27 protein-coding genes and 1 pseudogene are annotated in these 25,986 nt (G+C 63.4%); 15 read left to right on the top strand and 13 right to left on the bottom strand.

Going from position 1 to position 25,986, the window contains the following annotated elements; genetic code table 11:
* Together WBR57_RS24760 and WBR57_RS24755 are read right to left on the bottom strand one after the other, a co-directional pair.
* Positions 1-197, bottom strand: a 197-nt coding sequence (locus WBR57_RS24760) for an AraC family transcriptional regulator ligand-binding domain-containing protein (RefSeq protein WP_424087510.1), incomplete at its 3' end; no start/stop codon positions are given.
* Positions 198-201: 4 nt separating this feature from the next.
* Positions 202-1,332, bottom strand: a complete 1,131-nt coding sequence (locus WBR57_RS24755; RefSeq protein ID WP_424087508.1) for a carbon-nitrogen hydrolase family protein — start codon at positions 1,330-1,332, stop codon at positions 202-204.
* Between the two features lie 212 nt (positions 1,333-1,544).
* On the opposite strand from WBR57_RS24755, the gene WBR57_RS24750 reads away from it, so the two are divergent.
* On the top strand, positions 1,545-3,584 hold the full coding sequence (locus WBR57_RS24750) for an FAD-dependent oxidoreductase (RefSeq protein ID WP_424087506.1): 2,040 nt from the start codon (positions 1,545-1,547) through the stop codon (positions 3,582-3,584).
* A 57-nt stretch (positions 3,585-3,641) separates the two neighbouring features.
* Positions 3,642-4,532, top strand: coding sequence for a 1-aminocyclopropane-1-carboxylate deaminase/D-cysteine desulfhydrase (locus WBR57_RS24745; protein WP_424087504.1), 891 nt, complete (start codon positions 3,642-3,644; stop codon positions 4,530-4,532).
* Here WBR57_RS24745 and WBR57_RS24740 read toward each other — a convergent pair.
* The 3 genes from WBR57_RS24740 to WBR57_RS24730 form a co-directional block, all read right to left on the bottom strand.
* On the bottom strand, positions 4,522-5,079 hold the full coding sequence (locus WBR57_RS24740; protein ID WP_424087502.1) for a cytochrome b: 558 nt from the start codon (positions 5,077-5,079) through the stop codon (positions 4,522-4,524). The genes WBR57_RS24745 and WBR57_RS24740 overlap by 11 nt on opposite strands.
* A 218-nt stretch (positions 5,080-5,297) precedes the next feature.
* On the bottom strand, positions 5,298-6,125 hold the full coding sequence (phnX, locus tag WBR57_RS24735; RefSeq protein ID WP_424087500.1) for a phosphonoacetaldehyde hydrolase: 828 nt from the start codon (positions 6,123-6,125) through the stop codon (positions 5,298-5,300).
* A 30-nt stretch (positions 6,126-6,155) separates the two neighbouring features.
* Positions 6,156-7,265: a 2-aminoethylphosphonate--pyruvate transaminase gene (locus WBR57_RS24730; RefSeq protein WP_424087498.1), complete on the bottom strand. Its 1,110-nt coding sequence runs from the start codon at positions 7,263-7,265 to the stop codon at positions 6,156-6,158.
* A 114-nt stretch (positions 7,266-7,379) separates the two neighbouring features.
* Here WBR57_RS24730 and WBR57_RS24725 point away from each other — a divergent pair, with 114 nt between their 5' ends.
* The gene (locus tag WBR57_RS24725; protein WP_424087496.1) at positions 7,380-8,237 is read left to right on the top strand and encodes a LysR substrate-binding domain-containing protein; all 858 of its coding nucleotides are present in this window, start codon (positions 7,380-7,382) and stop codon (positions 8,235-8,237) included.
* 99 nt (positions 8,238-8,336) lie between these two features.
* On the top strand, positions 8,337-9,044 hold the full coding sequence (locus WBR57_RS24720; protein WP_424087494.1) for a YebC/PmpR family DNA-binding transcriptional regulator: 708 nt from the start codon (positions 8,337-8,339) through the stop codon (positions 9,042-9,044).
* Between the two features lie 58 nt (positions 9,045-9,102).
* Here WBR57_RS24720 and WBR57_RS24715 read toward each other — a convergent pair whose 3' ends face one another.
* Together WBR57_RS24715 and zapE are read right to left on the bottom strand one after the other, a co-directional pair.
* Complete coding sequence (locus WBR57_RS24715) at positions 9,103-10,401, bottom strand: protein kinase (RefSeq protein WP_424087492.1); 1,299 nt, start codon at positions 10,399-10,401, stop codon at positions 9,103-9,105.
* A gap of 39 nt (positions 10,402-10,440) precedes the next feature.
* A complete protein-coding gene (zapE, locus tag WBR57_RS24710; protein WP_424087490.1) occupies positions 10,441-11,523 on the bottom strand; it encodes a cell division protein ZapE in 1,083 nt (360 codons plus the stop codon).
* A gap of 215 nt (positions 11,524-11,738) precedes the next feature.
* On the opposite strand from zapE, the gene WBR57_RS24705 reads away from it, so the two are divergent.
* From WBR57_RS24705 to WBR57_RS24675, 7 genes are read left to right on the top strand one after another with little or no spacing between them, the layout of a single operon-like run.
* Positions 11,739-12,239, top strand: coding sequence for a Csu type fimbrial protein (locus tag WBR57_RS24705; protein WP_424087512.1), 501 nt, complete (start codon positions 11,739-11,741; stop codon positions 12,237-12,239).
* Complete coding sequence (locus WBR57_RS24700; protein ID WP_424087487.1) at positions 12,233-12,775, top strand: Csu type fimbrial protein; 543 nt, start codon at positions 12,233-12,235, stop codon at positions 12,773-12,775. The genes WBR57_RS24705 and WBR57_RS24700 overlap by 7 nt, the downstream gene beginning before the upstream one ends.
* Positions 12,776-12,793: 18 nt before the next feature.
* A complete protein-coding gene (locus WBR57_RS24695) occupies positions 12,794-13,327 on the top strand; it encodes a Csu type fimbrial protein (RefSeq protein WP_424087485.1) in 534 nt (177 codons plus the stop codon).
* 5 nt (positions 13,328-13,332) lie between these two features.
* On the top strand, positions 13,333-13,833 hold the full coding sequence (locus WBR57_RS24690) for a Csu type fimbrial protein (protein ID WP_424087483.1): 501 nt from the start codon (positions 13,333-13,335) through the stop codon (positions 13,831-13,833).
* A gap of 26 nt (positions 13,834-13,859) precedes the next feature.
* Positions 13,860-14,636 (top strand): fimbrial biogenesis chaperone, encoded by a 777-nt coding sequence (locus WBR57_RS24685; RefSeq protein WP_424087481.1) that lies wholly within the window; start codon positions 13,860-13,862, stop codon positions 14,634-14,636.
* A 41-nt stretch (positions 14,637-14,677) separates the two neighbouring features.
* Positions 14,678-17,071, top strand: a complete 2,394-nt coding sequence (locus WBR57_RS24680) for a fimbria/pilus outer membrane usher protein (protein ID WP_424087479.1) — start codon at positions 14,678-14,680, stop codon at positions 17,069-17,071.
* A gap of 10 nt (positions 17,072-17,081) precedes the next feature.
* Positions 17,082-18,074: a Csu type fimbrial protein gene (locus tag WBR57_RS24675; protein WP_424087477.1), complete on the top strand. Its 993-nt coding sequence runs from the start codon at positions 17,082-17,084 to the stop codon at positions 18,072-18,074.
* Here the strand turns inward: WBR57_RS24675 and WBR57_RS24670 are convergent.
* A complete protein-coding gene (locus WBR57_RS24670; protein ID WP_424087475.1) occupies positions 18,071-18,808 on the bottom strand; it encodes an anti-sigma factor family protein in 738 nt (245 codons plus the stop codon). The two genes, WBR57_RS24675 and WBR57_RS24670, sit on opposite strands and share 4 nt — an antisense overlap.
* Positions 18,805-19,311 carry a sigma-70 family RNA polymerase sigma factor gene (locus tag WBR57_RS24665; RefSeq protein ID WP_424087473.1) on the bottom strand — a complete coding sequence of 169 codons (507 nt, stop codon included), beginning with the start codon at positions 19,309-19,311 and terminating at the stop codon, positions 18,805-18,807. The genes WBR57_RS24670 and WBR57_RS24665 overlap by 4 nt, the downstream gene beginning before the upstream one ends.
* A 165-nt stretch (positions 19,312-19,476) precedes the next feature.
* On the opposite strand from WBR57_RS24665, the gene WBR57_RS24660 reads away from it, so the two are divergent.
* Both WBR57_RS24660 and WBR57_RS24655 read left to right on the top strand, forming a co-directional pair.
* A complete protein-coding gene (locus WBR57_RS24660; protein WP_424087471.1) occupies positions 19,477-20,559 on the top strand; it encodes a catalase family peroxidase in 1,083 nt (360 codons plus the stop codon).
* Entirely contained in the window at positions 20,556-21,095 is a 540-nt protein-coding gene (locus WBR57_RS24655) for a cytochrome b (RefSeq protein WP_424087469.1), read from the top strand. The genes WBR57_RS24660 and WBR57_RS24655 overlap by 4 nt, the downstream gene beginning before the upstream one ends.
* A gap of 17 nt (positions 21,096-21,112) precedes the next feature.
* Here WBR57_RS24655 and WBR57_RS24650 read toward each other — a convergent pair whose 3' ends face one another.
* Positions 21,113-22,264, bottom strand: a complete 1,152-nt coding sequence (locus WBR57_RS24650; protein WP_424087467.1) for a M14 family metallopeptidase — start codon at positions 22,262-22,264, stop codon at positions 21,113-21,115.
* Positions 22,265-22,365: 101 nt separating this feature from the next.
* On the opposite strand from WBR57_RS24650, the gene WBR57_RS24645 reads away from it, so the two are divergent.
* Positions 22,366-22,578 (top strand): hypothetical protein, encoded by a 213-nt coding sequence (locus WBR57_RS24645; RefSeq protein WP_424087465.1) that lies wholly within the window; start codon positions 22,366-22,368, stop codon positions 22,576-22,578.
* Positions 22,579-22,730: 152 nt separating this feature from the next.
* Here the strand turns inward: WBR57_RS24645 and WBR57_RS24640 are convergent, their stop codons facing one another.
* Positions 22,731-23,081, bottom strand: coding sequence for a DUF6124 family protein (locus WBR57_RS24640; RefSeq protein ID WP_424087463.1), 351 nt, complete (start codon positions 23,079-23,081; stop codon positions 22,731-22,733).
* Between the two features lie 131 nt (positions 23,082-23,212).
* Between WBR57_RS24640 and WBR57_RS24635 the strand changes: the two genes are divergently transcribed.
* Positions 23,213-23,851 (top strand): LexA family protein, encoded by a 639-nt coding sequence (locus WBR57_RS24635; RefSeq protein WP_424087461.1) that lies wholly within the window; start codon positions 23,213-23,215, stop codon positions 23,849-23,851.
* Here WBR57_RS24635 and WBR57_RS24630 read toward each other — a convergent pair.
* Together WBR57_RS24630 and WBR57_RS24625 are read right to left on the bottom strand one after the other, a co-directional pair.
* A complete protein-coding gene (locus tag WBR57_RS24630; RefSeq protein WP_424087459.1) occupies positions 23,848-25,773 on the bottom strand; it encodes an acetyl/propionyl/methylcrotonyl-CoA carboxylase subunit alpha in 1,926 nt (641 codons plus the stop codon). The two genes, WBR57_RS24635 and WBR57_RS24630, sit on opposite strands and share 4 nt — an antisense overlap.
* A pseudogene (locus tag WBR57_RS24625) lies at positions 25,770-25,986 on the bottom strand (gamma-carboxygeranoyl-CoA hydratase); the annotation flags it as partial. The gene WBR57_RS24630 and the pseudogene WBR57_RS24625, both read right to left, overlap by 4 nt.

Genomic DNA, 25,986 nt, shown 5'->3' with positions numbered 1-25,986 from the left:
CCGGTCAGTTGGATGGCCGCGTGGCCCAGGCGCATATAGCGCGGGATCGACAAGCGCGCACCCGCCTCGGCCAGTCGCGCCGAGTCGAGGCCGTATTGCAGCAGCAGCGGTTGCGGGTCCAGGCCGTGGCTGTGGATGGCATCCGCCAAGGTGTGCACGAAGCCCACCGACAGATCCCCCAGTCGCACCGGCTTCACGGCGTTACAGCCAGATATTCAGCAGGCGCGCGCCACGCGACTCGCCATCGGCGCTGATCTGCCCGTTGCCGCTAAGGAAGCTATGCCCGGCGGTGCCCAGGTCCCAGAACTGCCCACGCAGGAACACGCTCATGCCGGCAGTCGCCGTGCTGACCGGTTGTTGGCTGATCAGGGTCAGGCGCCGCCATGCTTCACCTTCGCTGAGCTCTTCGGGCTTGAGGCTGATTTCCGTTGGCGTGGACACGCTTTTGAAGCCGCGCCATGGCCGGTCCCAGGTATCGCGACCCAATACAAAGGCCGGCACCGCGACCAGTTGCGCGCCTTGCTCGTTGAGTTTGCGGTAGTTGTCCGGGTACCAGCTGTCGCTGCCCACCAGCACGCCGAGGCGGCCGGCCGGCGTGTCGACCACGCTGACCATATTTTCATCGCCCGGCTGGATAAAGCCGCGTTCATCGTAGATCGGGTAGAGCTGGCGCTGAGGGTCGCCGATCGGCAAACCGTCGGCGTCAAACACCACGCTGGCATTGTACAAAGCGCCATGGCCGACCTGCAGCTGGCCCTGGCTGACACTCGGGTTGGGCAGCGCGATGGAGCCGGCGACCAGGGTCACGCCAAACTCCTTGGCCAGCCCGCCGAACAGCACCTGATAGTCCCGCGCCATGCTCGTGGCCTTCATCCGCAGGTAGGCGTCGTCGGTGCGGCTTTCGCCGGTGGCGCTGATCCAGGCGCGGGCAAACAGCAGCGGGTTGCTGAGCGACAGCCAGTTCATCGCATCTTTCACATGCAACGCCTGGTACACCTCATTTTTTTCGCCGGTGAGCATCAGCCAGGTGCCGATATGCTCGGGCAGCACCACGATGGTCTTGTCGTTGATCAGCCCCTGGTCCCGGGCTTTTTGCAGGTAGGCCGAGAGTTTCAAATGCAGGCGTTCGAGGCTCTGGTAGTCGGCGGGAAACAGCTCCGGCTGGATGCCCAGCAGGTTGCCGCGATCGGCTGGCAGGCCTTCATTCACGGCGAGGGTGATGCGCAGGTCGGACAGGTAATGCGCCACAGGGCGCTCCTGGGTCCAGACCAGATACGCGGCGATAGCGGCAACCAGGGCCATGGTGACGGTAAAAGCTAGAAGTTTACGCATGGGGCAACAGACAACAGACCGTGTGCTGGGTTCGCCGTCTAGGGTAGGGCCCATGCAACGGCTTGCCAAGGGGCGCTGTGCATTTGGATCAATAACTTGTCAGTTTCAGTCATTGAGCCGTCATCCATCGCCTCTTAGGCTGTAGGGCATAAACCGATGGCAGGCCGTTCGAGCCTGCCACGTCCCGTGATGATCCGTTGTGGAGCTGTACCATGACCGCTGCTGCCTATCCGCACCTGCTGGCCCCGTTGGACCTGGGTTTTACCACGCTGCGCAATCGCACCCTGATGGGCTCGATGCACACGGGCCTGGAAGAGAAACCCGGTGGTTTCGAGCGCATGGCCGCCTATTTTGCCGAGCGTGCGCGTGGCGGCGTGGGCCTGATGGTTACCGGCGGCATTGGCCCGAATGTTGAGGGGGGCGTGTACGACGGCGCGGCCAAGCTGACCACCGACGAAGAAGCGCAGAAGCATAAGATCGTGACCCAGGCCGTGCACGCGGCAGGCGGCAAGATCTGCATGCAGATCCTCCACGCCGGCCGTTATGCCTACAGCCCCAAGCAAGTTGCGCCGAGCCCGATCCAGGCGCCGATCAACCCGTTCAAGCCTAAAGAGCTGGACGAGGACGGCATCGAAAAGCAGATCCAGGATTTTGTCACCTGCTCGCTGCTGGCCCAGGTCGCCGAGTACGACGGCGTGGAAATCATGGGCTCCGAAGGTTACTTCATTAACCAGTTCCTGGCCGCCCACACCAACCATCGCACTGACCGTTGGGGTGGCAGCTACGAGAACCGCATGCGCCTGGCGGTAGAGATCGTGCGCCGCGTGCGTGAAGCGGTGGGGCCGAATTTCATTATTATCTTCCGTCTGTCGATGCTCGACCTGGTCGAGGGCGGCAGCACCTGGGAAGAAATCGTGCAGTTGGCCAAAGCCATCGAGCAGGCCGGTGCGACGATCATCAACACCGGTATCGGCTGGCACGAAGCGCGTATCCCGACCATTGCTACCAAGGTGCCGCGTGGCGCGTTCAGCAAGGTCACCGCCAAGCTGCGCGGCGCGGTGCAGATTCCGCTGATCACCACCAACCGCATCAACACCCCGGAAATCGCCGAACAGATCCTCGCCAGAGGCGATGCCGATATGGTCTCCATGGCGCGGCCGTTCCTCGCCGACCCGGAATTCGTCAACAAGGCCGCTGAGGGCCGCGCCGATGAAATCAACACCTGCATCGGCTGCAACCAGGCCTGCCTGGACCATACCTTCGGCGGCAAGCTGACCACCTGCCTGGTCAACCCGCGCGCCTGCTACGAAACCGAGCTCAACTACCTGCCGGTCCAGCAGATCAAGAAAATCGCCGTGGTCGGTGCCGGCCCGGCAGGCCTGGCGGCGGCGACGGTGGCGGCCGAGCGTGGCCATCAGGTCACGCTGTTCGATTCGGCCAGCGAAATCGGCGGCCAGTTCAACATCGCCAAGCGCGTGCCGGGCAAGGAAGAGTTCTTCGAAACCCTGCGCTACTTCCAGCGCAAATTGCACACCACCCATGTCGAGCTGTGCCTCAACACCCGCGTGGATGTCGCGCAACTGACGGCGGGCGGCTATGACGAGATCATCCTGGCCACCGGTATTGCGCCGCGTACCCCGGCGATTCCCGGCGTAGATAACGCCAAGGTGCTGAGCTACCTGGACGTGATCCTCGAACGCAAACCCGTGGGCAAGCGCGTGGCGGTGATCGGTGCCGGTGGTATCGGCTTCGACGTGTCGGAATTCCTCGTGCATCAGGGCGTGTCCACCAGCCTGGACCGCGATGCGTTCTGGAAAGAGTGGGGCATCGACACCCAGCTGCAAGCCCGTGGCGGTGTGGCCGGGATCAAGCCCGAACCGCATGCGCCTGCGCGTGAGGTGTTCCTGCTGCAACGCAAGGCTTCCAAGGTCGGCGACGGCCTGGGCAAGACCACCGGCTGGATCCACCGCACCGGCCTGAAAAACAAGCGCGTGCAAATGCTCAACAGCGTCGAATACTTGAAGATCGACGATGAAGGCCTGCATATCCGCATCGGCGCCGAGGGCGAGCCGCAGGTGCTGGCGGTGGACAACATTGTCATCTGCGCCGGGCAAGACCCGCTGCGCGAATTACACGACGGCCTGGTGGCTGCGGGGCAGAACGTGCACCTGATCGGCGGCGCCGATGTGGCCGCCGAGCTGGATGCCAAGCGCGCGATCAACCAGGGTTCGCGCCTCGCCGCCGAGCTGTAATGCGCAACAAGGGGCGGTGCTAGACTACCGCCCCTTGTTGCCGGCAGACCCTTCCCGATGGGCCCCTTCGATTGGCTTCCCCACGCACCCCTTGAACGCTTGAGCCTGGACTGGTTGAACGGCGTCGAGTTGGCCGTGCTGCGCCTGGACCGTATCGACCCGCTGATCAGCGGCAACAAGTGGTTCAAGCTCACCGAGCACCTGGCCCAGGCACGCCAGGCGGGCGCCAGCGGCATCATCAGCCTGGGCGGGGCGCATTCCAACCACCTGCACGCGCTGGCGGCGGCGGGCAAGCGCTTTGGTTTCCCCACGGTCGGCCTGTTGCGTGGCCATCCTCAAGACACACCCACCGTCCTCGACCTGCACACCTTCGGCATGGCCCTGCACTGGCTGGGCTACGGCGGCTATCGCGCGCGGCATGCGCCGGACTTCTGGTTACCGTGGCGCGAGCAATATCCCGAGCTGCATCCCGTGCCGGAAGGCGGAGGCGGCGTGGCGGGTGCGTTGGGCTGCGCGGTGTTGGTCGAGCAAGCCCGTGCGCAGCTGTGCAACCTGGGCTGGGACGATTACCACGGCTGGTGGCTGGCGGCGGGCACCGGCACCACGTTGGCGGGGTTGGCATTGGCCGAGGCGGGTGCGCATCCGGTCTACGCTGCGATGGCGGTGCCGGATGACCATGGTGTCGGGCAAAACGTACAGGCCATCGTGCAGGGCGGCTATGAACTGCTCGACGCCAGCCGTGGCGGCTTCGCCAAGGTCGATGCGCAATTGCTCGGGTTTATCGAACACACGCAGCAGCAGTGCGGCCTGCCGCTGGAGCCGCTCTATACCGGCAAGGCGCTGCTGGCGCTGCAGCAACAAATCGCGGCCGGGCGTTTCAGCCCCGGCACGCGGCTGATCTTTATCCATACCGGTGGCTTGCAGGGTCGCCGGGGGTTTACAGGTTGATCCGCTTGCCCGGCATCATGCGCAGCGCGGTGTTATCGCGCATCACGTAATGGTGGAAAATCCCCGCCAGCGCATGCAGCCCGATCAGCCAGTAACCGACCTTGCCGAACAGCACGTGCCAGCCTTCGATCTGCTTGGCCAGGTCCTTGTTCTCGCCAATCAACGGCGGCAGCTCCATGCCGTAGAACATCACCGAATGCCCCTCGGCGCTGACAATCAGCCAACCCGCAATCGGCATGCCGATCATCAACGCGTACAGCGCGAAGTGCATCAGCGTGGCCAACAGGCTCTGCCATTGCGGCGGCGCCGGTACGATCTTCGGCGCCACCCCCAGGCTGCGCGCAAACAGGCGCAGCCACACCAGTACAAACACGCTGAGGCCGAACATAAAGTGCATTTCGACGATCAGCGTCCGCGCACCGCTGCCTTTGGGGAACTGGCCGCGTAACTCAATGCAGGCGTAGACCACCGCCAGCAGCACCACCATCAACCAGTGCAGCGCGATCGACATGGTGCTGTAGCGCGTATCGGAGTTTTTCCACGGCATCGCTTTCTTCCTCACTCATCAGGGCATACCTGTGGTGAAAGAGCTTGCTCCCGTCAGGCTGCGCAGCCGCCCTCTTTTCAGGGCCGCATCGCCCCCCAGCGGGAGCAAGCTCCCTCGCCACAGAGACAGTTCATTGCGTTCTTTGGCGACGCAGTGATTTAACTGTATGCCGATTTTGAGCGGTTTGCCTGGTGTAACTGCCGTTGCTTTGACGTCTATCAATGGCTTTGCGGCATTTCCCCGCGCGCCAGGCGCTGGTTGATGTCGGCGATCACGGCTGGCAGCTCGTTAATGGTGTCGATGAGGTAATGCGGGCGCGAGCCTTCGAACATTTTTTCGATACGTTTGCGCTCGCTGTTCAGGGTGCCGCCGTCCAGCGCGCGGAACTGCTCGTAAGTCAGGCCGAGCGCATTGCCGGAGCAGGTCAGCGCCACGGTCCACATGCCCGCGCGGCGGCCTTCGAGAATGCCCGGCACGGTGTCGTCGACCTTGAGGCAGGCCGCCACATCATCAATGCCCAGCGCGATCACGTTGGCCAGCGCCTGGGCCGGCCATGGACGGCCGTTGGGCACCTCGTCGGTGGCCACCACGTGGTCGGCGATGTAGCCATGGGTGGCGGCCAGGGCGACGACCTTGTCCATCACTTGCTTAGGGTAGCCCGAGCAGGAACCGATCTTGACCCCCTGCACGCGCAGGCGGGCGATGGTGTCGAGGGCGCCGGGGATCAGCGCCGAATGCTCGGCGATTTTCTCGATCTGCAACGGCATGAAGCGCTGGTAGATCGCGGTCACATCGTCATCAGTGGGCGTGCGGCCGAAGGCCTTGCGGTAGCGCTCGGCGACTTGCGGCTGGTTGCACAGGGTGCGGATGTGGTCCCACTTGCCCATGCCCATCGGGCCACGGGCTTCTTCGATAGAGACCTGCACATCGAATTCGGCGAACGCCTCGACAAAAATCTGCGTAGGCGCAAAGGAGCCGAAGTCGACCACGGTACCGGCCCAGTCGAGGATAACGGCCTGCAGGGTGTTGGGGTTTTGATAGTTCATGGTTCAGGTCCTGTGGGTAATGGGGGCCAATCAGATGTCCAGCACTTCCATCTCTTGCAGCACGTCGGCGATCGCCTTGACCGCTGCTTGCATGCCGCTGGCCTCGACGTGGCCGATGCAGCCCACGCGGAAGGTTTCGACCTGGGTCAATTTGCCGGGGTACAGAATGAAACCCTTGGCCTTGACCCGTTCGTAGAAGTCCTTGAACTGGTAGCGCGGGTCTTGCGGGGCGTGGAAGGTCACGATGATCGGGGCCTGGATCGCCGCCGGCAGGAAGCTGCGCAGGCCCAGTTCGGCCATGCCGTCGAGCAGGGCCTGGCAATTGTCGGCGTAGCGTTGATGACGCGCGGGCAGGCCGCCTTCTTCGTGGTATTGCAGCAGCGCTTCGTGCAAGGCGGCGACCACGTGGGTGGGCGGGGTGAAGCGCCATTGACCGGTCTTGGCCATGTAGCTGTGCTGGTCGAACAGGTCCATCGCCAGCGAATGGCAGTTGCCTTGGGCGGCGGCCAGCGCTTGTTTTTCAGCGAAGACGAAACCCATGCCCGGCACGCCTTCCAGGCATTTGCCCGAGGCGGCGATCAGCGCGTCGAACGGCACTTCGCGGGCGTCGATCGGCAACGCGCCGAAGGAACTCATGGCGTCGACGATCAGGCGTTTGCCGTGGTTTTTAACCACCTGGGCGATGTCCGGCAGCGGGTTGAGAATGCCGGTGCTGGTCTCGCAGTGAATCAAGGCGACGTGGGTAATGGCCTGGTCGGCTTGCAGCAGGCGGTCCACATCGGCGGCGGTGGTCGGTCGGTCTTCGGCGGTTTCAAAGGTGCTGAAATCGCGGCCGAGCACGTCGCAGATTTTCGCCAGGCGCTTGCCGTAGGCGCCGTTGATCAGCACCAGCACTTTGCCGTTGCACGGCACCAGGGTGCCGATGGCGGCCTCCACGGCAAAGGTGCCGCTGCCTTGCAAGGGCACGCAGTAGTGGCTCTCGGCGCCATTGAGGATCGCCAGCAATTGCGCGCAGACACTCGCGGTGAGTTGGTTGAAGCGGTCATCCCACGAGCCCCAGTCCACCAGCATTGCCTGACGGGTGCGGGTCGATGTGGTCAAGGGGCCAGGGGTCAGCAGGATCGGCGCGGCAGTGCTCATCTCAAGTTCTCGCAAGGCATCAGGGGGTTGAAGCTACGGCGCTTAAATTGCGGTTTGGCTTGTTATCAATCAAATTGTTTGTTGTTATGCGAGCTATCAGTGAGGCCGATAGCGATGAATCTGTTCCAACTGCGCGCATTCGATGCCGTGGCCCGCGAGGGCAGCTTTACCCGCGCGGCGGCGCGGCTGTTTATCAGCCAGCCGGCGGTGACCGGGCACATCAAGGCCCTGGAGGAGCACTACCAGATCCCCTTGCTGCACCGCACTGCGCGCCGGGTCGAGTTGACCGAGGAGGGCGCACGCCTGGCGGCGATCACGCGGGCGATCTTCGGCCTGGTGGACGAGGCGCAGGCCATGCTGGAGGCCAACCGGCAGCTGTTGACCGGGCGCCTGGAGGTCGCGGCGGATGGCCCGCACCTGGTGATGCCAATGATCGCCAGCCTGCGGGCGCGTTACCCGGGGATTACCGTGAACCTGCGCTTGGGCAATGCCCAGGAAACCTTGGCCGCGCTGTTGTCCGAGCACGCGGATGTGGCGGTACTCACCGAAGTCGAGCCGCGCAATGGCCTGCACTTGCAGGCGCTGGGCGAATCGCAGATCTGCGCCCTGGTGCCGGCCAGTCACCCGTGGGCGCAACTGGCTGAGGGCATTCGCTTGGAGCAATTGAACGAAGTGATCATGGTATTGCGCGAACCCAGCTCCACCACCCGCCGCACCTTTGACGCGGCGTGCATGGCCGCCGGCGTGCAGCCCAGGGTGTTGCTGGAACTCGACAGCCGTGAGGCGGTGACCGAGGCCGTCGCCGCCGAATTGGGCGTGGGCGTGGTCTCGTCGATGGAGGTCAGCCCGGACCCACGGGTGCAGGCGGTGGCGATTCAGGGCCAGGGGCTGCTCAACCGACACCTGCTCGGCTGTATGGAGCGGCGTCGGTCCCTGCGTTTGATCCAGGCATTTTTCGAGCTGGCGCCGTGAAGGTTTTTTGGTGGATTAGAGTGTTTTTGCGCTATAAACTCTGCCCCCAAAGCGCCGGCCAGTAGACGTCTCGGCGCGATGGACAGAAGAGAGTGAGTCATGGGCGCACAGTGGAAAGTCAAACATAAAGAAGCGGCATCGAATGCCAAGGGCAAGATCTTCGGCAAGCTGGTCAAAGAAATCACTATCGCCGCGCGCAACGGCGCCGACACCGCCACCAACGCCCACCTGCGTCTGGTGGTGGAGCAGGCCAAAAAGGCCTCGATGCCCAAGGAAACCCTGGAACGCGCGATCAAGAAGGGCGCCGGTCTGCTCGGCGAAACCGTGCAATACCACCGCGTGACCTACGAAGGTTTTGCGCCGCACCAAGTGCCGCTGATCGTCGAGTGCGTGACCGACAACATCAACCGCACCGTGGCCGAAATCCGCGTGGCATTCCGCAAGGGCCAGCTCGGCGCTTCCGGCTCCGTGGCCTGGGATTTCAACCATGTGGGCCTGATCGAAGCGTCGCCGGACAGCCCGGATGCCGACCCGGAAATGGCCGCAATTGAAGCCGGCGCGCAGGACTTCGAAGAAGGCGAAGAAGAAGGCACCAGCCTGTTCATCACCGAAACCACCGACCTCGACGCGGTGCAGAAAGCACTGCCGGAACAGGGCTTCACCGTGCTGTCGGCCAAGCTGGGTTACATCGCGAAGAACCCGGTGAGCGGGTTGACCGACGAGCAGATGGCTGAAGTCGAGGCGTTCCTGGAAGGCCTGGATAACCATGATGACGTGCAGGATATGTTTGTCGGCCTGGCGGGCTGATTTTTAGCTGGGTAAAGGTAACAAATGTGGGAGGGGGGAAGCCCCCTCCCACATTGGTTTAGTGGTGTGAAGGATTCAACAGGGTTGAGATCTCTTCGAAGCTCGGTCGCGCCAGAACGTCGGGCTGACAGCAAGTTTCCTGTAGCGCTACCAGGTCATCACTCACCGGTGTATCAACCCGCTCCAACAACTCCCCCAGCAACACCCCGAACGCACGCACTTCAATACGCTGCAACGCCCGCGTCTGCAGGCTATCCGCCGTGGCATGGAACGACGCCGCGCCAAAATCCCCCAGCAGGCAATCGCCCGCCGCATTCCACAAAATATTGTGGCCATACAGGTCACCATGGGTGATGCCGTGCCGATGCAAGTGCGCCGCCACCGAGGCAATACCGCGCGCCATGCGCAGGGCCACCTCAAGGCTGAAACGCGTGTCCGGCGCGTAGATATCCCGCGTGCACGAGGCCAGGCTCGGCAGGGCGGCGAGGTTGCGGTAGCTCGGGTCGATCAGGTCCATGACCAGCGCGGCCTGGTCCTCGGGGTGGCCGACCACGCGGCCTTGCACCTTGATCAAATTGGGGTGCAGCCCGGCGGCGATGCAGGCCTGCATTTCGTGCAGCGGTGAGCCGTCGCTGGTGATCTCGCCTTTGTAGAGTTTGACCGCGACAGGCAACGCCTGCGGCTTCCACAGTGCTTTACGGATGATCCCCGAAGCGCCTTCGCCCAGCACTTCGCCCAGGTCCAGTTCCGGCCAGGGAATGTCCGGCGTGGCGTCATCGGCGGCTACGTCCACCGCCATCTCCACCGGGTTGCCGGCGTACGCCAGCCAGGTCAGGCTCGGCAGCGCCAGCAGCCATTGCGGCAGGCGGGTGAGGCGGTTGGAGGCGATGCGAATCAGCTCCAGGTGCTTGCAGTTGGCCAGGCTTTGCGGCAGCTGGGCCAACTGGTTGCCGGCCAGCATCAGCTTTTGCAGCAAGGGTCGCTCGCCCAATTCGCTGGGCAATTGGCGGATGCGGTTATCGGTCAGGATCAGCCAGCGCAACAGCGGCGGCAGCGCGGCGGCGGGCACTTGGCTGATCTGGTTGGCCTTGAAGCCGATCATGCTCAGCTTCGCGCACTGGCCCAGGCATGCCGGCAGTTCGGTAAACGCGTTGTCCGAGCAGAACAGCACGCGCAGGTGCGGCAGGCGGTGCAGGTCGTCGGGCAGGCTGCTCAGCGCATTGCCGCTGAGGTTGAGGATTTCCAGCGAGTCGGCCAGCTCGAAGATTTCCGGCGGGAACTCAGTCAGCCCGCAGGACAGGTCCAGGCGCGTGATGCCGGCCAATTGACCGGTCTTGAGTTGGGCGAGGGTATGCATGAACGGCGCGGTCACTCGGCAAAGGGGCGTAAATGGCGCTCATGATACCGGGTCGAGCGCCCGATGCTGCAACTGGTTCAGGCGGCTGGCGGTGCGCGCCAGGTCGATGGCCTGGCCGGCCAGGCACTCGGCCAGGGGCTGCTCGCCGATCAGGATCAGGTGCTTGTCCTGGTCGTACAGCACGTCCACCAGGTTGATGAAACGCTGCTGCACGGCAATCGGGCAGTCCGCCAGGTGCGGCAGGCCGTCGATGATCCAGTGGTCGAAGTCCTGGCACAGCAGCAGGTAGTCCATGACGGCGGTGAGTTGCTCGCACAGGTCATTGAAGGTAAATGCGATGCGACGCCCCTGATGGCCGCGGCACTGCAGTTGCCGATTGCCGACCGTCAGCACCTGCGCCGGGCAATCCGTGGCGGGCAGCCCGAGCGCCGCACGCTGGTCCGCCGTACCCGGCCACAGATACTGCCCGGTGGTGAAGCGCTGTGAACTTTGCGCCTGGGGCAGGCTGCGAAAGTCCTGGGGCGAGCTGACTTCGAGCACCTCCATGCGCGCGGCGATCAGGTCGATCACCGGCTTGAAACGCTCGTGGTACAGCGGGTTGGGCAACAACCCGGCGGGCGGATAATTGGACGTCACCAGCACCCATACCCCCCGTTCAAACAAGGCCTTGAACAGCCGGCTGATGAGCATCGCATCGCCGATATCGTGCACATGGAACTCGTCGAAACACAGCACGCGGCAGCCGGCCAGCAGCTCGTCGAGGGTGACGGCCAGGGCGTCATCATGGGCGCGGTGCTTGAACATGCCTCGGTGCAGGCGCGCAAAAAAATCGTGGAAATGCACGCGTTGCTTCTCGGCCACCGGCAGCGCCTGGAAAAATCCATCCAGCAGCCAGCTTTTGCCGCGCCCCACCGGCCCATGCAAATACAGGCTGCGGGTGGGCTGGCCGGCGAGCAGGTGCTGGGCTTCACGGGCCATGGCAGCAATGGCCTGGGCCTGGCCGGCACTGAGGGTATAGCCGTGCTGTTCGGCTTTTTTCTGAAAGAACATCGGGATGGGCGAGTCGTCGAGGGGCGCGGTTTTTTTACCGAGCAGGCGACGGATCAGGGAAAGCGCGGCCAATGCGAGTCACTCTGTAATGCGGTGGTCGCTTACTTTAGGGCGCCCGGTGCGGTTTGACCAATAGAGAAGGCGTCCGCCCGCTATCTCGAAAAAGCATGATGCGTACGCAATCCTGTCCAGACTGGCAGTTTCTCGCTGAGTGTCTAACCTCCTACACAGCAGTCACCCCGGTACAAGGATTTGGGGCAGTGAAGGGACGAGCAGTATTGGCAGTCATGGGCACGATGCTCTGCAGCACGGCTTACGGTGCACAGCTCCAGGTGGAGGTGAGGATCGATGTGCAGCGGGGTTGCCAGCTGGTGGGCACGGTTCGCAGTGCCGGCATCGAGCAGCTTGGCGTCTTGGATTTTGGCAGCGGCCCGCGTCTGGACGACCCGGCCGGGCCCTTGAGTGCGGCGTTGATCAGCCAGCGCCAGCCGCGCCTGGAGTGCAACCCCGATACGCCCTACCAGATGCGCGTGGACGGCGGCCTGCACGGTGGCACCGGCGAAGTCCGCTACCTGAGCGCCGACACGCCTTCAAGCAAACCCATTCCCTACCGTCTCTATGCCGACGCCGCGCGGCGTATCGCATTGCCGGTCGACGTGCCCCTCAGCGGCCGTGTGCCGGACTCCGGAACCGTCGACCTGCCGCTCTATGGGCGAATCGAACCGCTCAAAGACATCCCCGCCGTGGGTCGTTATTCCGACCTGCTCAAGGTCACGGTCACATGGTAAGCCGCTACCTGGCTCTAGTGGCCATGGGTGGCCTGTTGCTGCTGGCGGATGACGCGCAGGCGGACGTCGCCGGGCAGATCCACGCGCGCCTGGTGATAACCGCCAGTTGCGAGGTCAGCAAGGCTGATGACAGCGCGCCCGTGACCCCCACCGGTGGCACGGCCATGCTCGACTTCGGCAGCCAGGGCCCGACCTGGAACACCACGTTGGGCGCGGGCGTCACGGACGGCAACAAGGCGTCGCTGTCGGTGTCTTGCAACCCCTCGGTGGTCAGCAGCTTCACGGTGACCATTGACGGCGGCGCCAACGGCGATGGCACCACTCGGCGCCTGAGCAATGGGCGCCTGATGATTCCTTACACGCTGTGGGCCGACCCGCAGGGCCGCAGCGCCTACAGCATCGGGCAGCAACGCAATTTTGTCGTGACTCGGGGGACGCAGATACCGATCCCGGTATTCGGCACCGTCGTGGCAAATACCAGTGCCTTACCGGCAGGGATCTACACCGACACGTTGACGGTGACACTGGACTGGTAACTCAAGAGGATGAAAACCATGCATGCACTTGTATCCAAAGCAGTTTTTCCATTAGTAGCGTTGGCGTGGGTGTCGGGGTCGCAGGCGGCCACGGTGGCCGGCACGGTCACTGCCACCCTGGTGTTGACCAGCAGTTGCCAGGTCAACGGCGCGGCGGCCACCGGGGGCATGAGCTTCGGTGCGTTGAATTTCGGTACCGCCAACAGCCTGTTCACCGAAGCCGATGGCCAAGTGCTGGGCGGCGGCGGTGGCGCGTTGTCGATCCTGTGCTCGGCAGGTACGTCGCCGACGCTGACGGTGTCTGCCGGTGCCAATGACGGCAAGTCCACCGGCGGCGCACGCGCGCTGTATGACGGGGTTGCCAACTACGTGCCTTACGACCTCTACACCGACAGCGGCCATTCGAACCTGCTGGCGATCGGCGGCGTGATCAACCTGGCGCCGAGTACCGGCGTGGCCCAGGCCGTGAACATCTACGGCAAGGCCTCCGGCAAGGCGGGGCTGCCGGCGGGCACCTACACCGACACGGTCAACGTGACACTGACGTTCTGACCGCGATGAAACGCGCAGGGTGGGCAGCGCTGGCGGTGTGCGTCGGCTGGGGGCTGCCGGTGTCACTGCTGGCTGTGACCAGCCAGACGTTCCAGGTCAGTGCGACGATCACGCCGGGCTGCCTGGTGGCGAGCGGCGGCAGCAACTATGGCAGCCTGGCATTCGGCAGTTACTCGGCGCTGGCGACCACTACGCAGTCGGTCGCGCTGAGCAGTTCGGTGACGCTGCAATGCACGCCGGGGGTGGCGCTGAGCATGACGGTCGACGGCGGTTTGTATAACAGCGGCGGGCGCCGTATGCAGCACAACAGCGGGACGGCCAAGGTGGCTTATCAGCTCTTCAGCAATGCGGCGCTGAGCCAGAGCATTGGCATCAGCCAGAGTGTCAGCGTGGCGTACGGCAACGCGAATAACATCACCCTGCCGATTTACGGCCGGGTACAGCTGCCAGGTAATACGCCTGGGGGGACATACAGCGACACGCTGCAAGTGCAGCTCACGTGGTAAGGCGATTGGCAAAAGGAGTGGGACCTATGTTTGCAGCTTCCCGGCGGTGGTGGGTGGCGTGTGTGTGCGGGTTGCTGGCGGGGCAGGTGCAGGCGGCCAGTTCAGTGCTGATCTGGCCGATCGACCCGGTGTTGGAGGCCGATCAACAGGCCAGTGCGTTGTGGCTGGAAAACCGTGGCACCGAGACCGCCAACTTGCAGATCCGGGTGTTCGCGTGGAGCCAGAGCGGCTTTGACGAGCAATACCAGAACCAGCGCGATGTGATCGGCAGCCCGCCCGTGGCGAAGATCGAGCCCGGCCAGAAGCAACTGGTGCGTCTCACCCGCACCAAGGACGTGCCGCCGGGCCGGGAGCTGGCCTATCGCATCATCATCGACGAGATCCCCTCGGCGGTGCCCGTGGCCGCCCCGGCGGACGGTAAGACAGCAGCGGCGGTGCGTTTTCAGATGCGCTATTCGGTGCCGTTGTTTGCCTATGGGCCGGGCCTGTGGAGCAAAGTCGACGCCACCCGCGAGCGTGACCCGAAGAGCGCCGGCAAGCCGGACCTGAGCTGGAAAAAGGTCACGGTCGCCGGGCGCAACTATGTGGAAATGCACAACCAGGGCGCCGTGCACGCGCGGCTGACCGATGCCAGCTTCAAGCAGGGCGGGCAGCCACGCCCGCTGGTGGAAGGCCTGATGGGCTATGTGCTGCCGGGCGCGACCATGCGCTGGCAAGTGCCCGACGGTTTGCCTGCGGACCAGCCGCTGCAGGTTCGGGTCAATGGCGCCACGCAAGTGGAGAACCTTGCACCCGGCCGATAGCGATGCGCGACAGGGCAGGGAGTAGCGCCTGGGTTTAACGGATGGAGATGTCCATTGAAGGACACAATGCCTTGGTGAGCCGGGATCAGGCTCGAGGTCTATGGCAGACGGTATGGGTAGTGGGAGGCTTGTCTGGCCTGGTACTTGCGCCACTCGGTGAGGCTGCGCCGTTGCCGCCGCCGCCCAGCAGCATGGAGGCTGTAGCCGATGCTCAGTTGTTCCTGGAGCTGGTGGTCAATCAACAGGATACCGGCCGGGTGGTTGCCGTCAGCCAGCGGGCGGGGAGTTTGTTTCTGCCGGCGAGCGTATTGCAGGAGGTCGGCATGAAGCTGCCGGCGGAGCTGTCTGCCGAAGTCGACCTGGACAAAGTGCCGGGCCTGCACACCGATTACGACAGCCAGGCCCAGCGCCTGTTGCTGAACGTGCCCCCGGCCTGGTTGCCGGAGCAGTTTATCGGCGATCGCAGCAATTACCCGCGCACCCAGGCCCTGACCAGCTTTGGCGCCTTGCTCAACTATGACGCCTACCTCAATGACACCGACGACAGCGACACCTACCTGGGCATCTTCAACGAAGTGCGCCTGTTTGATACCTGGGGCACCGTGACCAACACCGGTCAATACCGCGCCACCCTCGGCCCTGAAACCCAGGGCAGCAGTTTGAACAATGGTTATCGGCGTTACGACACCACGTGGCGTTTTTCCGACGATGAACGCCTGCTGACCTATGAAGCAGGCGACGTAATCAGCGGTGCGTTGCCGTGGAGCAGTTCGGTGCGGCTGGGCGGCGTCCAGCTATCCCGCGACTTTGGCGTGCGTCCGGACCTGGTGACCTACCCCTTGCCGCAGTTCGCCGGGGAGGCGGCGGTGCCGTCGTCGGTCGATCTGTTCATCAACGGCTACAAATCCAGCAGTGCCGATCTGCAGCCCGGCCCCTACACCCTGACCAACGTGCCGTTTATCAACGGTGCCGGCGAGGCGGTGGTGGTCACCACCGATGCCCTCGGCCGGCAGGTCTCGACCACGGTGCCGTTCTACGTCACCAGCACCCTGCTGCAAAAGGGCCTGTCGGATTTTTCGGTGTCTGCCGGTAATTTGCGCCGCGACTACACCGTCCGCGATTTTGGCTACGGCGCGGGTGTGGCCAGTGGCACCTTTCGCTACGGGCTGTCGGACGCGTTCACCCTCGAAGGCCACGCCGAAGCGGCCAGCGACCTGACCCTCGGCGGCGTGGGCGGCAACCTGCGCCTGGGCAACTTCGGCGTGCTCAATACGGCGGTCAGCCAAAGCCAGTTCGACGGCGGCTCGGGCCAGCAGGTGAGCCTCGGTTATCAATACAGCAGCCAGCGTTACAGCCTCTCGTACCAGCGGGTTGAGCGGCGTGATCAATACGCCGACCTGACCCTGATCGACACGCCGTACGCCAGCCTCAGCAAGCGCAGCGAGCAGGCCACGCTGAGCGTGAACCTGAATGACTTTGGCAGCCTGGGCGTGGGTTATTTCGATGTGCAGGCGGCGGACGACTCGCGCACGCGCCTGTTGAACCTGACGTGGAGCAAATCGCTGTGGCGCAACACCAGCTTTTACCTGTCGGCCAACCGCGAGATCGGCGACAGCAACTGGGCTGTACAGGGTCAACTGGTGATTCCGTTTGACGTCTACGGCAGCCTCAGCCTGGGCAGCGAGCGCAGTAAAACCGGCGAGGTGCAACAGCGGGTCAACTACAGCCGCGCAGTACCGGCGGGCGGCGGCGTGGGCTTCAACCTGGGCTATGCCAGCGGCGACGGCCCGGCCTATCGCCAGGCCGACCTGACCTGGCGCCTGCAGTCGGTGCAGTTGCAGGCCGGCGTGTATGGCACCCGCGAGGCGCAAACCCGTTGGGCGGATGCCAGCGGCTCATTGGTATGGATGGACAAGCAGTTCTTTACCGCCAACCAGGTCAACGATGCGTTTGTGGTGGTCAGCACCGAAGGTTTTGCCGGTGTGCCGGTGCGCTACGAAAACCAGGTGGTCGGCGAGACCGACCGTAACGGCCATCTGCTGGTGCCCTGGAGCAGCGCCTACTACCGCGCCAAGTACGAGATCGACCCGCTGAACCTGCCGTCCAACCTGCAGGTACCCAACGTCGAGCAACGCGTGGCGGTACGCCGGGGCAGCGGCTACTTGCTGGAATTTCCGGTACGCCGGGTGATCGCCGCCAGTATCACGCTGGTGGATGCCCAGCATCAGGAACTGCCCCTGGGCAGCCAGGTGCGGCATGAGCAGAGCGGTGGTTTGGCGGTGGTCGGTTGGGATGGCCTGGTGTACCTGGAAAACCTGGCGACGCATAACACCTTGCAAGTCACGGTCGGCAGCGGACAAACCTGCCAGGCCACGTTCGAGCTGGATATTACCCAGGAGCAAGTGCCCATGATCGGGCCGCTGGTTTGCCAATGACATAAGGAGTGTGCGTGTGCGGGTCAAGGATTGGCTGTGGAGGCTGCTGGTGGTGGCGAGCCTGGGGGGCGCGGCGCAGGTGCAGGCCGCCTGCAGCGCGTTGGCAACCACGCCGGCGAGCTTTGGCTCGGTGAGTTCGATGACGGTGCGCACCACGGCCCAGTCGAGCTCAACCACCAATGCCGGCCTGAGCTGCACGCCGCTGCTGCTCTCGGTATTGGGCTCGGGCGACCATTTCTACGCGACCATCACCGGCTCGGCCAAGGGCGGCATGGTCGGGCCTACTGGCGATGTGATCGGCTACAGCATTTACGGGAATAACTCCACGACGTACCCGATCACGCGCGGCACCCGCTTCGATTTTGGCGGCTCGGGTGGCATTGCCCAGATCTATGGATTGGTGTTCGGGCCAGGCACCAAGACCTTGCCGTTGTACTTTGGCAGCCTCACCGGCAGCAACGTGGCTGCGGGCCTGTACAGCGAAACCCTGAGTATTCTGTGGAACTGGGACTATTGCTCAGGCATCAACCTGATCGGCATCTGCCTGGGGCGCGACACCAACAGCGGCACCAGCACGCTGACCGTGAGCATGCTGGTGACCAACGACTGCCAGATCACCACGCCACCCATCGCCTTTGGCAGTGCGCCGGTAGTCAGCGGGTTTGCCACGGTGACCGGCCAGGCCAGCATCAATTGCACCAAGGGCAGCGCCTACACGGTCGGCCTCAGCGACGGCCAGCACCCGGTGAGTGTGGGCGGGCGCCGGCAGATGATTTCCGGTAGCAACTATCTGGCCTACGACATTTTCGTCAGCGCCGGCACCACGCGCTGGGGCAGCGTCGGCGCAGCGCGGCGGGCCAGCGCCACGGCCGACGTCAACCCCGGCAATGGCTTGGGCACCGGCAGCCAGGTGTTCAACTACAACGCCAGAATCTATACCGACCAGGCCACGCCGCCGGGCGGCACGTATATCGACAACGTAGTGCTCGACGTGGGCTTCTAGAACGTCATCAACGTCGGCGCGGGTTGGTCCGTCGGGCTGACCACCGCGTAGTTGTAGCCGCTGCCGGACCAGTATTGGGCCTGCAAGCCATCGGCGCTGCGGCTGCCACGCGGCAGGAAGCCGTTGTCCGGGCCCGGTGGGCGAATGTAAAAACTGATGCGCCGGCCTTGCGCGTCCTGGTACAGCACCATGGCCGCAGCGCCCTGGTCGGTGGTGAGCAGGCGGCCGCTGACCGGCGCGAACCCCGCCGCACTCAAGTCGGGCAGGCGATGGGCCTGGTTGAAGTAGCGGTCGAGCCAGGCCTGCATGCTGGCGCCGCCCTGGGCGTTGTAGTCGGCGGGCATGATGCCGTCCTGGGCAAACAGCCGGAATGCCTGCATCGCATCTGCCATCGGCAGCATCGGCGGCTGCGTGGCTTCACGCGCGTGCCAGCCACCGAGGCCGCCTAGGCTGACGGCAATCAGCAGCACTGCTGCCGTAGCGAAGTGGCGTCGCGACTGGTGCTTGATGCGCTGGCGAATCAATGCCGGGTCGAGCGCCGGGTTCGTCGGCTGTTGCAGCGCACCGCCCAACGCGGCGCGCAGTAACTGCGCGTCCTGCTGCCAGGTGTGGACCTGGGCCGCGACCTCGGGGTGCGCCGCCAGCCAGGTGTCGAGGGCGCGCCGATCACTCTCCGTAAGCTGATGATCGACGTAGGCATGCAAATCGCGTTCGCTGGGGGGCAGGCTGATCATTTGAGTATCCGCAGGGAAGGGCTGGCGATTTCACCATCGCTGAGTTGGCGCAGGGCTTGGCGCGCCCGGGAGAGGCGCGACATCACGGTGCCGACCGGTACATCGAGAATATCGGCCACCTCCTTGTAGCTCAGGCCTTCGACGGAAACCCACAGCAGCAGCGCGCGCTGTTCGGTGTTCAATTGATCGAAGGCTTGCAGGGTCGACTGCGCGATCACCGTGCGTTCGACCGATGGCTGTGCATCATCGCGCCCGGTGAACAATTCGAGCATGCGCGCATAGCGTCGGGAGCGGCGGTGGGCATCGAGGAATTGCCGGTACAGGATCGAGAACAGCCACGCGCGCAGGTCGCCTTCGAGGCGTTTGTCGGCCCAGCGCGTGATCGCGCGTTCCAGGGTCGATTGCACCAGGTCGTCGGCGCTGCTGGCGTTACGGGTCAGGGACACGGCAAAACGCCGCAGCCTGGGGATGAGTTCACGTAACTGTTCGTCGAGTTCATGCATGGGTTTCTGGCTGGTCACTACGCTTGGACTAGAGAGACGTCCGGCGTTGAAGGTTATTCCCTGCCTGGAAAATAAATAAACGGCCGGGGAATAGAGCGGATCGGCGTTCGTCTTAATGCTCCGACCTTATGTTTCACCCCTGGCCTGTGGCCCTGGAGTCTGTTCATGGTAGATCACTCATCACCGCCCCGTCCTCCGCTGAGCACTGCGAGCCTGATCGCGCGACTCGTGGGGATTGGCGCCGTGGTTGCCGTTGTTGCCGGGGCATTTGCCTACGTCAACGGCACCCTCGACCCACAACGTCTGCGTCCGAAAACCCTGGTCAATGCCCTGGAAACCAACAACGGCGTGCACCCGGGCTTCCGGCGCAACCACGCCAAGGGCGTGTGCGTGGCCGGTTATTTTGAAAGCAGCGCCGAGGCGCGTGCCTACTCCAGTGCCCAGGTGTTCAGCGAGGCCAAGACCCCGCTGATCGGCCGGTTTGCCTTGCCCAGCGGCAACCCTTACGCGCCGGACAGCAGCGTGCCGATCCGCAGTTTTGCCGTGCAGTTCACTCAGGCCAACGGCCAGCAGTGGCGCACCGGCATGAACAGCATGCCGGTGTTCCCGGTGGGCACCCCCGAAGCGTTTTACCAGATGCTCAAGGCCGGCGCGCCAGACCCGGCCACCGGCAAGCCAAACCCGGCGAACATGCCAGCGTTTTTTGCGTCACATCCCGAGACTGCAGCCTTTCTCGCCTGGGTCAAGACCGCCAAGCCTTCGGCCAGCTACGCCACCGAGACCTATAACGGGATCAATGCGTTTTACCTGGTGGGCGCCGATGGCAAGCGCCAGGCGGTGCGCTGGGGCGTGGTGCCGCAAAGCCAGGACGCGCCGGGCGACAGTGCGCCGGCCGGCAATGACTTCCTCGAGAAAGACCTGGTGCAACGCCTGGCCGCAGGGCCGCTGCGCTGGCAATTGAACATGACCCTGGCCAACCCCGGCGACCCGCTGGACGACGCCAGCAAACCCTGGACGGGCGAGCATAAAACCCTCAACGCCGGCACCCTGGTGCTGCAAAGCAGCCAGCCGCAGGCCGACGGCGATTGCCGCGATATCAACTTCGACCCGCTGATTTTGCCCAGTGGCATTCAGGCCTCGAATGACCCGTTGCTGGCCGCACGATCAGCCGCTTATGCCAGTTCATACGTACGTCGCGCCGGTGAAGTCAGCCCGTTGCACAGCGCCCCTCAGGAGTCGAAGCCATGAATGCTCAACCACGGTTTTTCGCACCCCTGGCGCGCCTGCTGCATTGGCTGATGGCGCTGATGGTCATCGCCATGCTGTTCATTGGCGCGGGGATGGCGGCGTCGGTGTCTGAACGGCACGAGTGGCTGATTCACCTGCACAAACCGCTGGGGATCGCGATCCTGGCGCTGGTGTTCGTACGGCTGGTGGTGCGTTTTTCCACCCGACAACCGCCACTGCCTGTCGACCTGCCATTGTGGCAAGTGCTGGCCGCCAAGGCGTCGCACGTCGTGCTGTATGCCTTGATGCTGGTCTTGCCGTTGCTGGGTTGGGCGATGATTTCGGCGGCGGGTGACCCGGTGATGCTCAGCAGTTCGGTGCAACTGCCGGCGCTGGTGGGGGCCAATGCGCCGTTGTTTGCGCTGTTGCGCAAGGCCCATGGCTACCTCGCCTACCTGTTGTTCCTGACGGTGCTGTTGCACCTCGCGGCGGCGTTGTTCCACGGGTTGATCCGACGCGATGGGGTGCTGCAAAGCATGACCGGCACCAAGCACTGATGCCGGCGGCAGGGGCGTCAGCGCAGCACTGTGACGATATCCGCCACGCTGCTCAAGACGTCCTTGCCCAACTGTTTCGAGCGCTCACCTGACCAACCGGTTTTCGGGTTGGGCGCGTCGTCGTTGTCCTTGAACGGCATCTCCAGGGTCAGGGACAGGCAGTCGTATTTCTCACCCACCGCATTGCAGGCCAGGGTCATATTGGCTTCGCCCGGCAGGTCACGGGTGTAGCCATGGGTGGTCTGGAAGTCGCGGGTGAGGGCGCTCAAGTGGCTGCGGAAGTGTTTTTCCAGTGCCTCGATGCGTGGGGTGTAGCCCGGGTTGCCTTCGCAGCCGGCGGTGAATACGTAGGGAATTTCTTCGTCGCCATGGATATCGAGGAACAGGTCGACGCCGTATTTCTGCATTTGCTGCTGCACGAACAGCACTTCCGGGCTGATTTCCTGGCTGGCGCTCTGCCAGGCGCGGTTGAGGTCCTGACCCATGGCGTTGGTGCGCAGGTGCCCATGGAAGGCGCCGTCCGGGTTCATATTAGGCACGAGGTACAGGTCAGCCACCGCCAGCAGCTTTTTCAGTTCGGCGTCGCCGTCCTGTTGCAGGCGTTCAATGATGCCTTCCATAAACCATTCGGCCATGTGCTCACCGGGGTGCTGCTGGGCGATGATCCAGACCTTGCGTCGGCCTTCGCCACCTTTGCCGCGGCGCAGCAGCTGGATGTCGCGACCTTCGACACTTTTACCGGTGGCCAGCAATTGGGCGCCGGCGCGGTTCAGGGCCTGGTCGATCAGCCTGTCGTGGCGCTCGCGGCTGTAGGGTTCGAAATAGGCAAACCAGGCGTGCTTCTCGCGGGTTTCGAGGCTGATGTGCAGAATCTCGCCGTCAAACCGCGAGGGCACGCGAAACCAGTTGATATGGTCGTAGGACGCCACGGCGTTGTAGCCGCTCCACGCGTGCTTGTAGGAAGATTTGCCCGCGTTGCTCAGGCGGAAAGTGTGGGTGTGGCCCACGTGCATGCCTTCGGCCTTGAAGTGAAACCATTGGAAGTGTTGGCTGCGGGTATCGGGTTTGATCGCCAGCAACAACTGATAGGCATCGCTGGCGTCGAGCACCTGGATATTGCCGCTGTCGAAGTCGGTGCTGATTTTGATGGAGGTCAAGGCCACGGTCATAGTCTGGTTGCCTGAATATGAGTGTTGTGGCGGCTATCTTACACAGGAGTCTGGTAAAGGCTGGATGCAAAATTGTTGCGAGGGGGAGGGGGGCGTCGTCCATGACGCCGCCGCAGCTTAGAATCTATGAGATTGATTCTCAAGCGCTATTTCCCAGAGATGTGAGCCAGAGCGCTCGACTGGCTTTCTTTTGGCGATGGTCTTTTGCTACCATGCGCGCCATCGAGCAACATACAGTCTTCATTAGCCTGAAGCCATGCCAGGGAAACTGGCAAAAAAAAGACCCGGCCAAAGAGCCGGGTCAAAAACCGTGATTAGCCTGATGAGGAGATATTCCAAGAGTCCGACCTAAGGTCTCTTGGCTTATCGACTGATCTCGCGATCAGCTGGGTCCAATAATAATCATTATCATTTGCAAGTCAAATGTTTTTATCCCTGGGATAGAAATATTTTTCCTTTGCGCCTTTTACACGTTCGCTTGAGCCTCCGGCGCTTGCAACGACCGCTCCACCATCGCTTTCGCCATATCAATCAAATACACCACTGAAAACGCCAGGTCCCGGTTGTTGCCCTGATGGCTGCTCGCTGATTCATAGGCCGTCGCCGCCGCACTGCGCAACAGGTCCGAGGCATGCACCAGGGCTTCCTCCTGGCTGATGCCTGGCTTGATGGCAAAAAAGGTCGCATCCGCGGTGGGCGATGACATATTTTCTTTCAAGTAAAAGTCCAATGCGCGCTGGGCCGCGCCGCTGCTGCGCAGGTCTTGCAAGTCATCAGTTCGAGGGGGTTCGGGCAGGAGATACGGGCTCGTCGTCATCGGGGCGGTACTCTGGAGTGGGTGTTGAAAACCTTATGCCCGATGATAGTACGTATCGTATTTGTGTCGTTTTATGGATTACTACAAACTGTTTATTGCCCGAAAAAATACCCAACGTATTGTCGGGCCCTATGGATAACTGGATAGCGTTGGTCAAAGCCAACATGAAAGACCGCAAGGTCACGCAGGATCAATTGGCCGAACGCCTGGGCATGTCCCAGGGCGGTGTCGGCCATTGGCTCAACAAACGCCGTGTGCCGAGCCTGGAAGACATGAACCGGTTGCTGGAGGCGTTGGGGCTCGGCTACCTGGAAGTGTTACTGGAGATTCGCGAGCGCGGCGTGGAGGACGAGCAGCCATCTGGAAAACACTACAACCCGTATTTCCGTTACCCGGTCAGCGACTGGAAAGGCCTGTGTGAAGTGCGCGAAGAACGTGCGATATATGGTGCAGCACGTTTCGAATTGAGCGATTACCACGCTCAGGGGAACGCGTTCTGGCTGCCGGTTACAGGCGATGCCATGACCGCACCGAGCGGGCTGAGCATCGGCGCCGGGATGATGATCCTGGTCGACCCGGCCATTGCCGCCGAGCCGGGCAAACTGGTCGTCGCGCAATGGGCGGGGCAGCCCCAGGCGACCTTTCGCCAACTGATGGAAGAGAGCGGCCAGCTGTACCTGATGCCGCTCAACCCCACTTATCCAAAGCAGCTGTTCAGCGATGATTGGCGCATTCTAGGCGTTGTCGTCCAAGCCACGGCGAAGTTCTAGCGCGCCGCCTCGAGTTCCACCAACGCGCAACCTTCGGCAACCATTTCGCCTTCCTGGCAGAACAGTGCCTTGACCACCCCGGCATGGGGCGCACGGATGCTGTGTTCCATTTTCATCGCTTCCAGCACCACCAGTTGCGTGCCGGCCTCTACGCTTTGGCCCACCTCCACCAGCACGCGTACGATGCTGCCGTTCATCGGCGCCGTCAGGCCACCCTGGTGCGACTGGTTGGCTTCCACCGCGGCAATCGGGTCGAACAGGCTGACCCCCTGCACCTCGCCCTCCCAGCGCAAAAACAGCGTGCCTTGGCTGCGAACCGCCAGATGGGCGCGACGTACACCCTGGCGTTCAATCCATAGCTGCTCGCCGTTGAGCTGCGGCGCAGCCTGATTCAGTGTCACCAGCCGGTCCTGCCCATTGCAGCTCAAATGCAGCGAGACCTCGGCAGGCAACCCCGCACGAAACCCGCGCTTGTCCGCCCACGGCCCGTCACCCGCTGGCAGGCTCTGCATAAACGCCGAACCGGCGGCTTGCCAGAACTCATCGCTCAGTTCACCGGGCGCCGGCAACAACTCATCCTGATAACGCGGAATAAACCCGGTATCCAACTCCGCCGCCGCGAACGCCGGATGGCCGATAATCCGCCGAAGGAAGCCCAGGTTGGTCTTGAGCCCGCCGACGGCAAACTCATCAAGCATGCTCAGCAAACGCAGGCGCGCCTGTTCGCGGTCTTCGCCCCAGGCAATCAGCTTGCCGAGCATCGGGTCGTAGAATGGCGACACGTGGTCGCCTTGCTCGACACCGCTGTCCACCCGGCGGCCTAGGCCAGGCGCCGATTCCCGGTACAGCGCCAGCTGCCCGGTGGCGGGCAGGAAGTCATTCGACGGGTCTTCGGCATACAGCCGTACTTCAATCGCATGGCCAATCAGCGGCACTTGCCCTTGCGTGATCGGCAGCGCCTCGCCCTGGGCGACGCGAATCTGCCAAGCCACCAGGTCCAGCCCGGTAATCGCTTCGGTCACCGGATGCTCAACTTGCAGCCGCGTGTTCATCTCCATGAAGAAGAATTCGCCGCGCGCATCCAGCAAAAACTCCACGGTGCCCGCGCCCACGTAGCCGATGGCCTGGGCCGCGCGCACGGCGGCTTCGCCCATGGCCTTACGCTGTTCGACACTCAAGCCGGGCGCGGGGGCTTCTTCGACGACTTTCTGATGGCGGCGCTGGATCGAGCAATCGCGTTCATTGAGGTACAGGCAGTGCCCATGCTGGTCGGCAAACACCTGGATTTCCACGTGGCGTGGCTTGAGCAGGTATTTCTCCACCAGCATCTGGCCATTGCCGAAGGATGACAGCGCCTCACGCTGGGCCGAGGCCAGGGCTTCGGCCAATTGGCTGACGTCCTCGACCACCTTCATGCCCTTGCCGCCGCCGCCGGCCGTGGCCTTGAGCAGCACCGGATAGCCGATGCGCGCGCAGGCGTCGCGGAAGGTGTCGAGGTCCTGGGCTTCGCCGTGATAGCCCGGCACCAGCGGTACTCCGGCTGCTTCCATCAGCGTCTTGGCCGCTGACTTGCTGCCCATGGCATCAATGGCCGAGGCGGGCGGACCGAGGAAGATCAAACCGGCGGCTTCTATCGCACGGGCGAAGGCGGCGTTTTCCGACAGAAACCCGTAACCCGGATGAATCGCCTGGGCGCCGCTGGCCTGGGCGGCGGCGATCAGTTTGTCGATTTGCAAGTAACTCTCGGTGGCCTTGCTGCCGCCCAGGTCGACCCGGATATCGGCCTCGCGGCTGTGCCGGGCGTCCCGGTCGATCGCGCTGTGGACGGCCACAGTGGTCAGGCCCATGGCCTTCGCCGTGCGCATTACCCGGCAGGCAATCTCGCCGCGGTTGGCTACCAATACGGTGGTCAACGTACTCATGAACGCGGCTCCTGCGCTTGCCAGCTCGGCGGGCGTTTTTGCAGGAAAGCGCGCAAGCCCTCCTGGCCTTCGGCGCTGACCCGAATCCGTGCGATGGCGTTTTCGCAATAGCGGCGCAGCGCCGGGGTCAGCGCGCCGTGGCCGACTTCGCGCAGCAGGTCCTTGCTGGCGCGCATCGCCGCGGGGCTGTTTTGCAGCAGGTTGGCGACCCAC

It is taken from the genome of Pseudomonas sp. (assembly GCF_049590575.1).
Classification (GTDB): Bacteria; Pseudomonadota; Gammaproteobacteria; order Pseudomonadales; family Pseudomonadaceae; genus Aquipseudomonas.
This window is presented reverse-complemented; position numbering and strand designations above follow the sequence as displayed.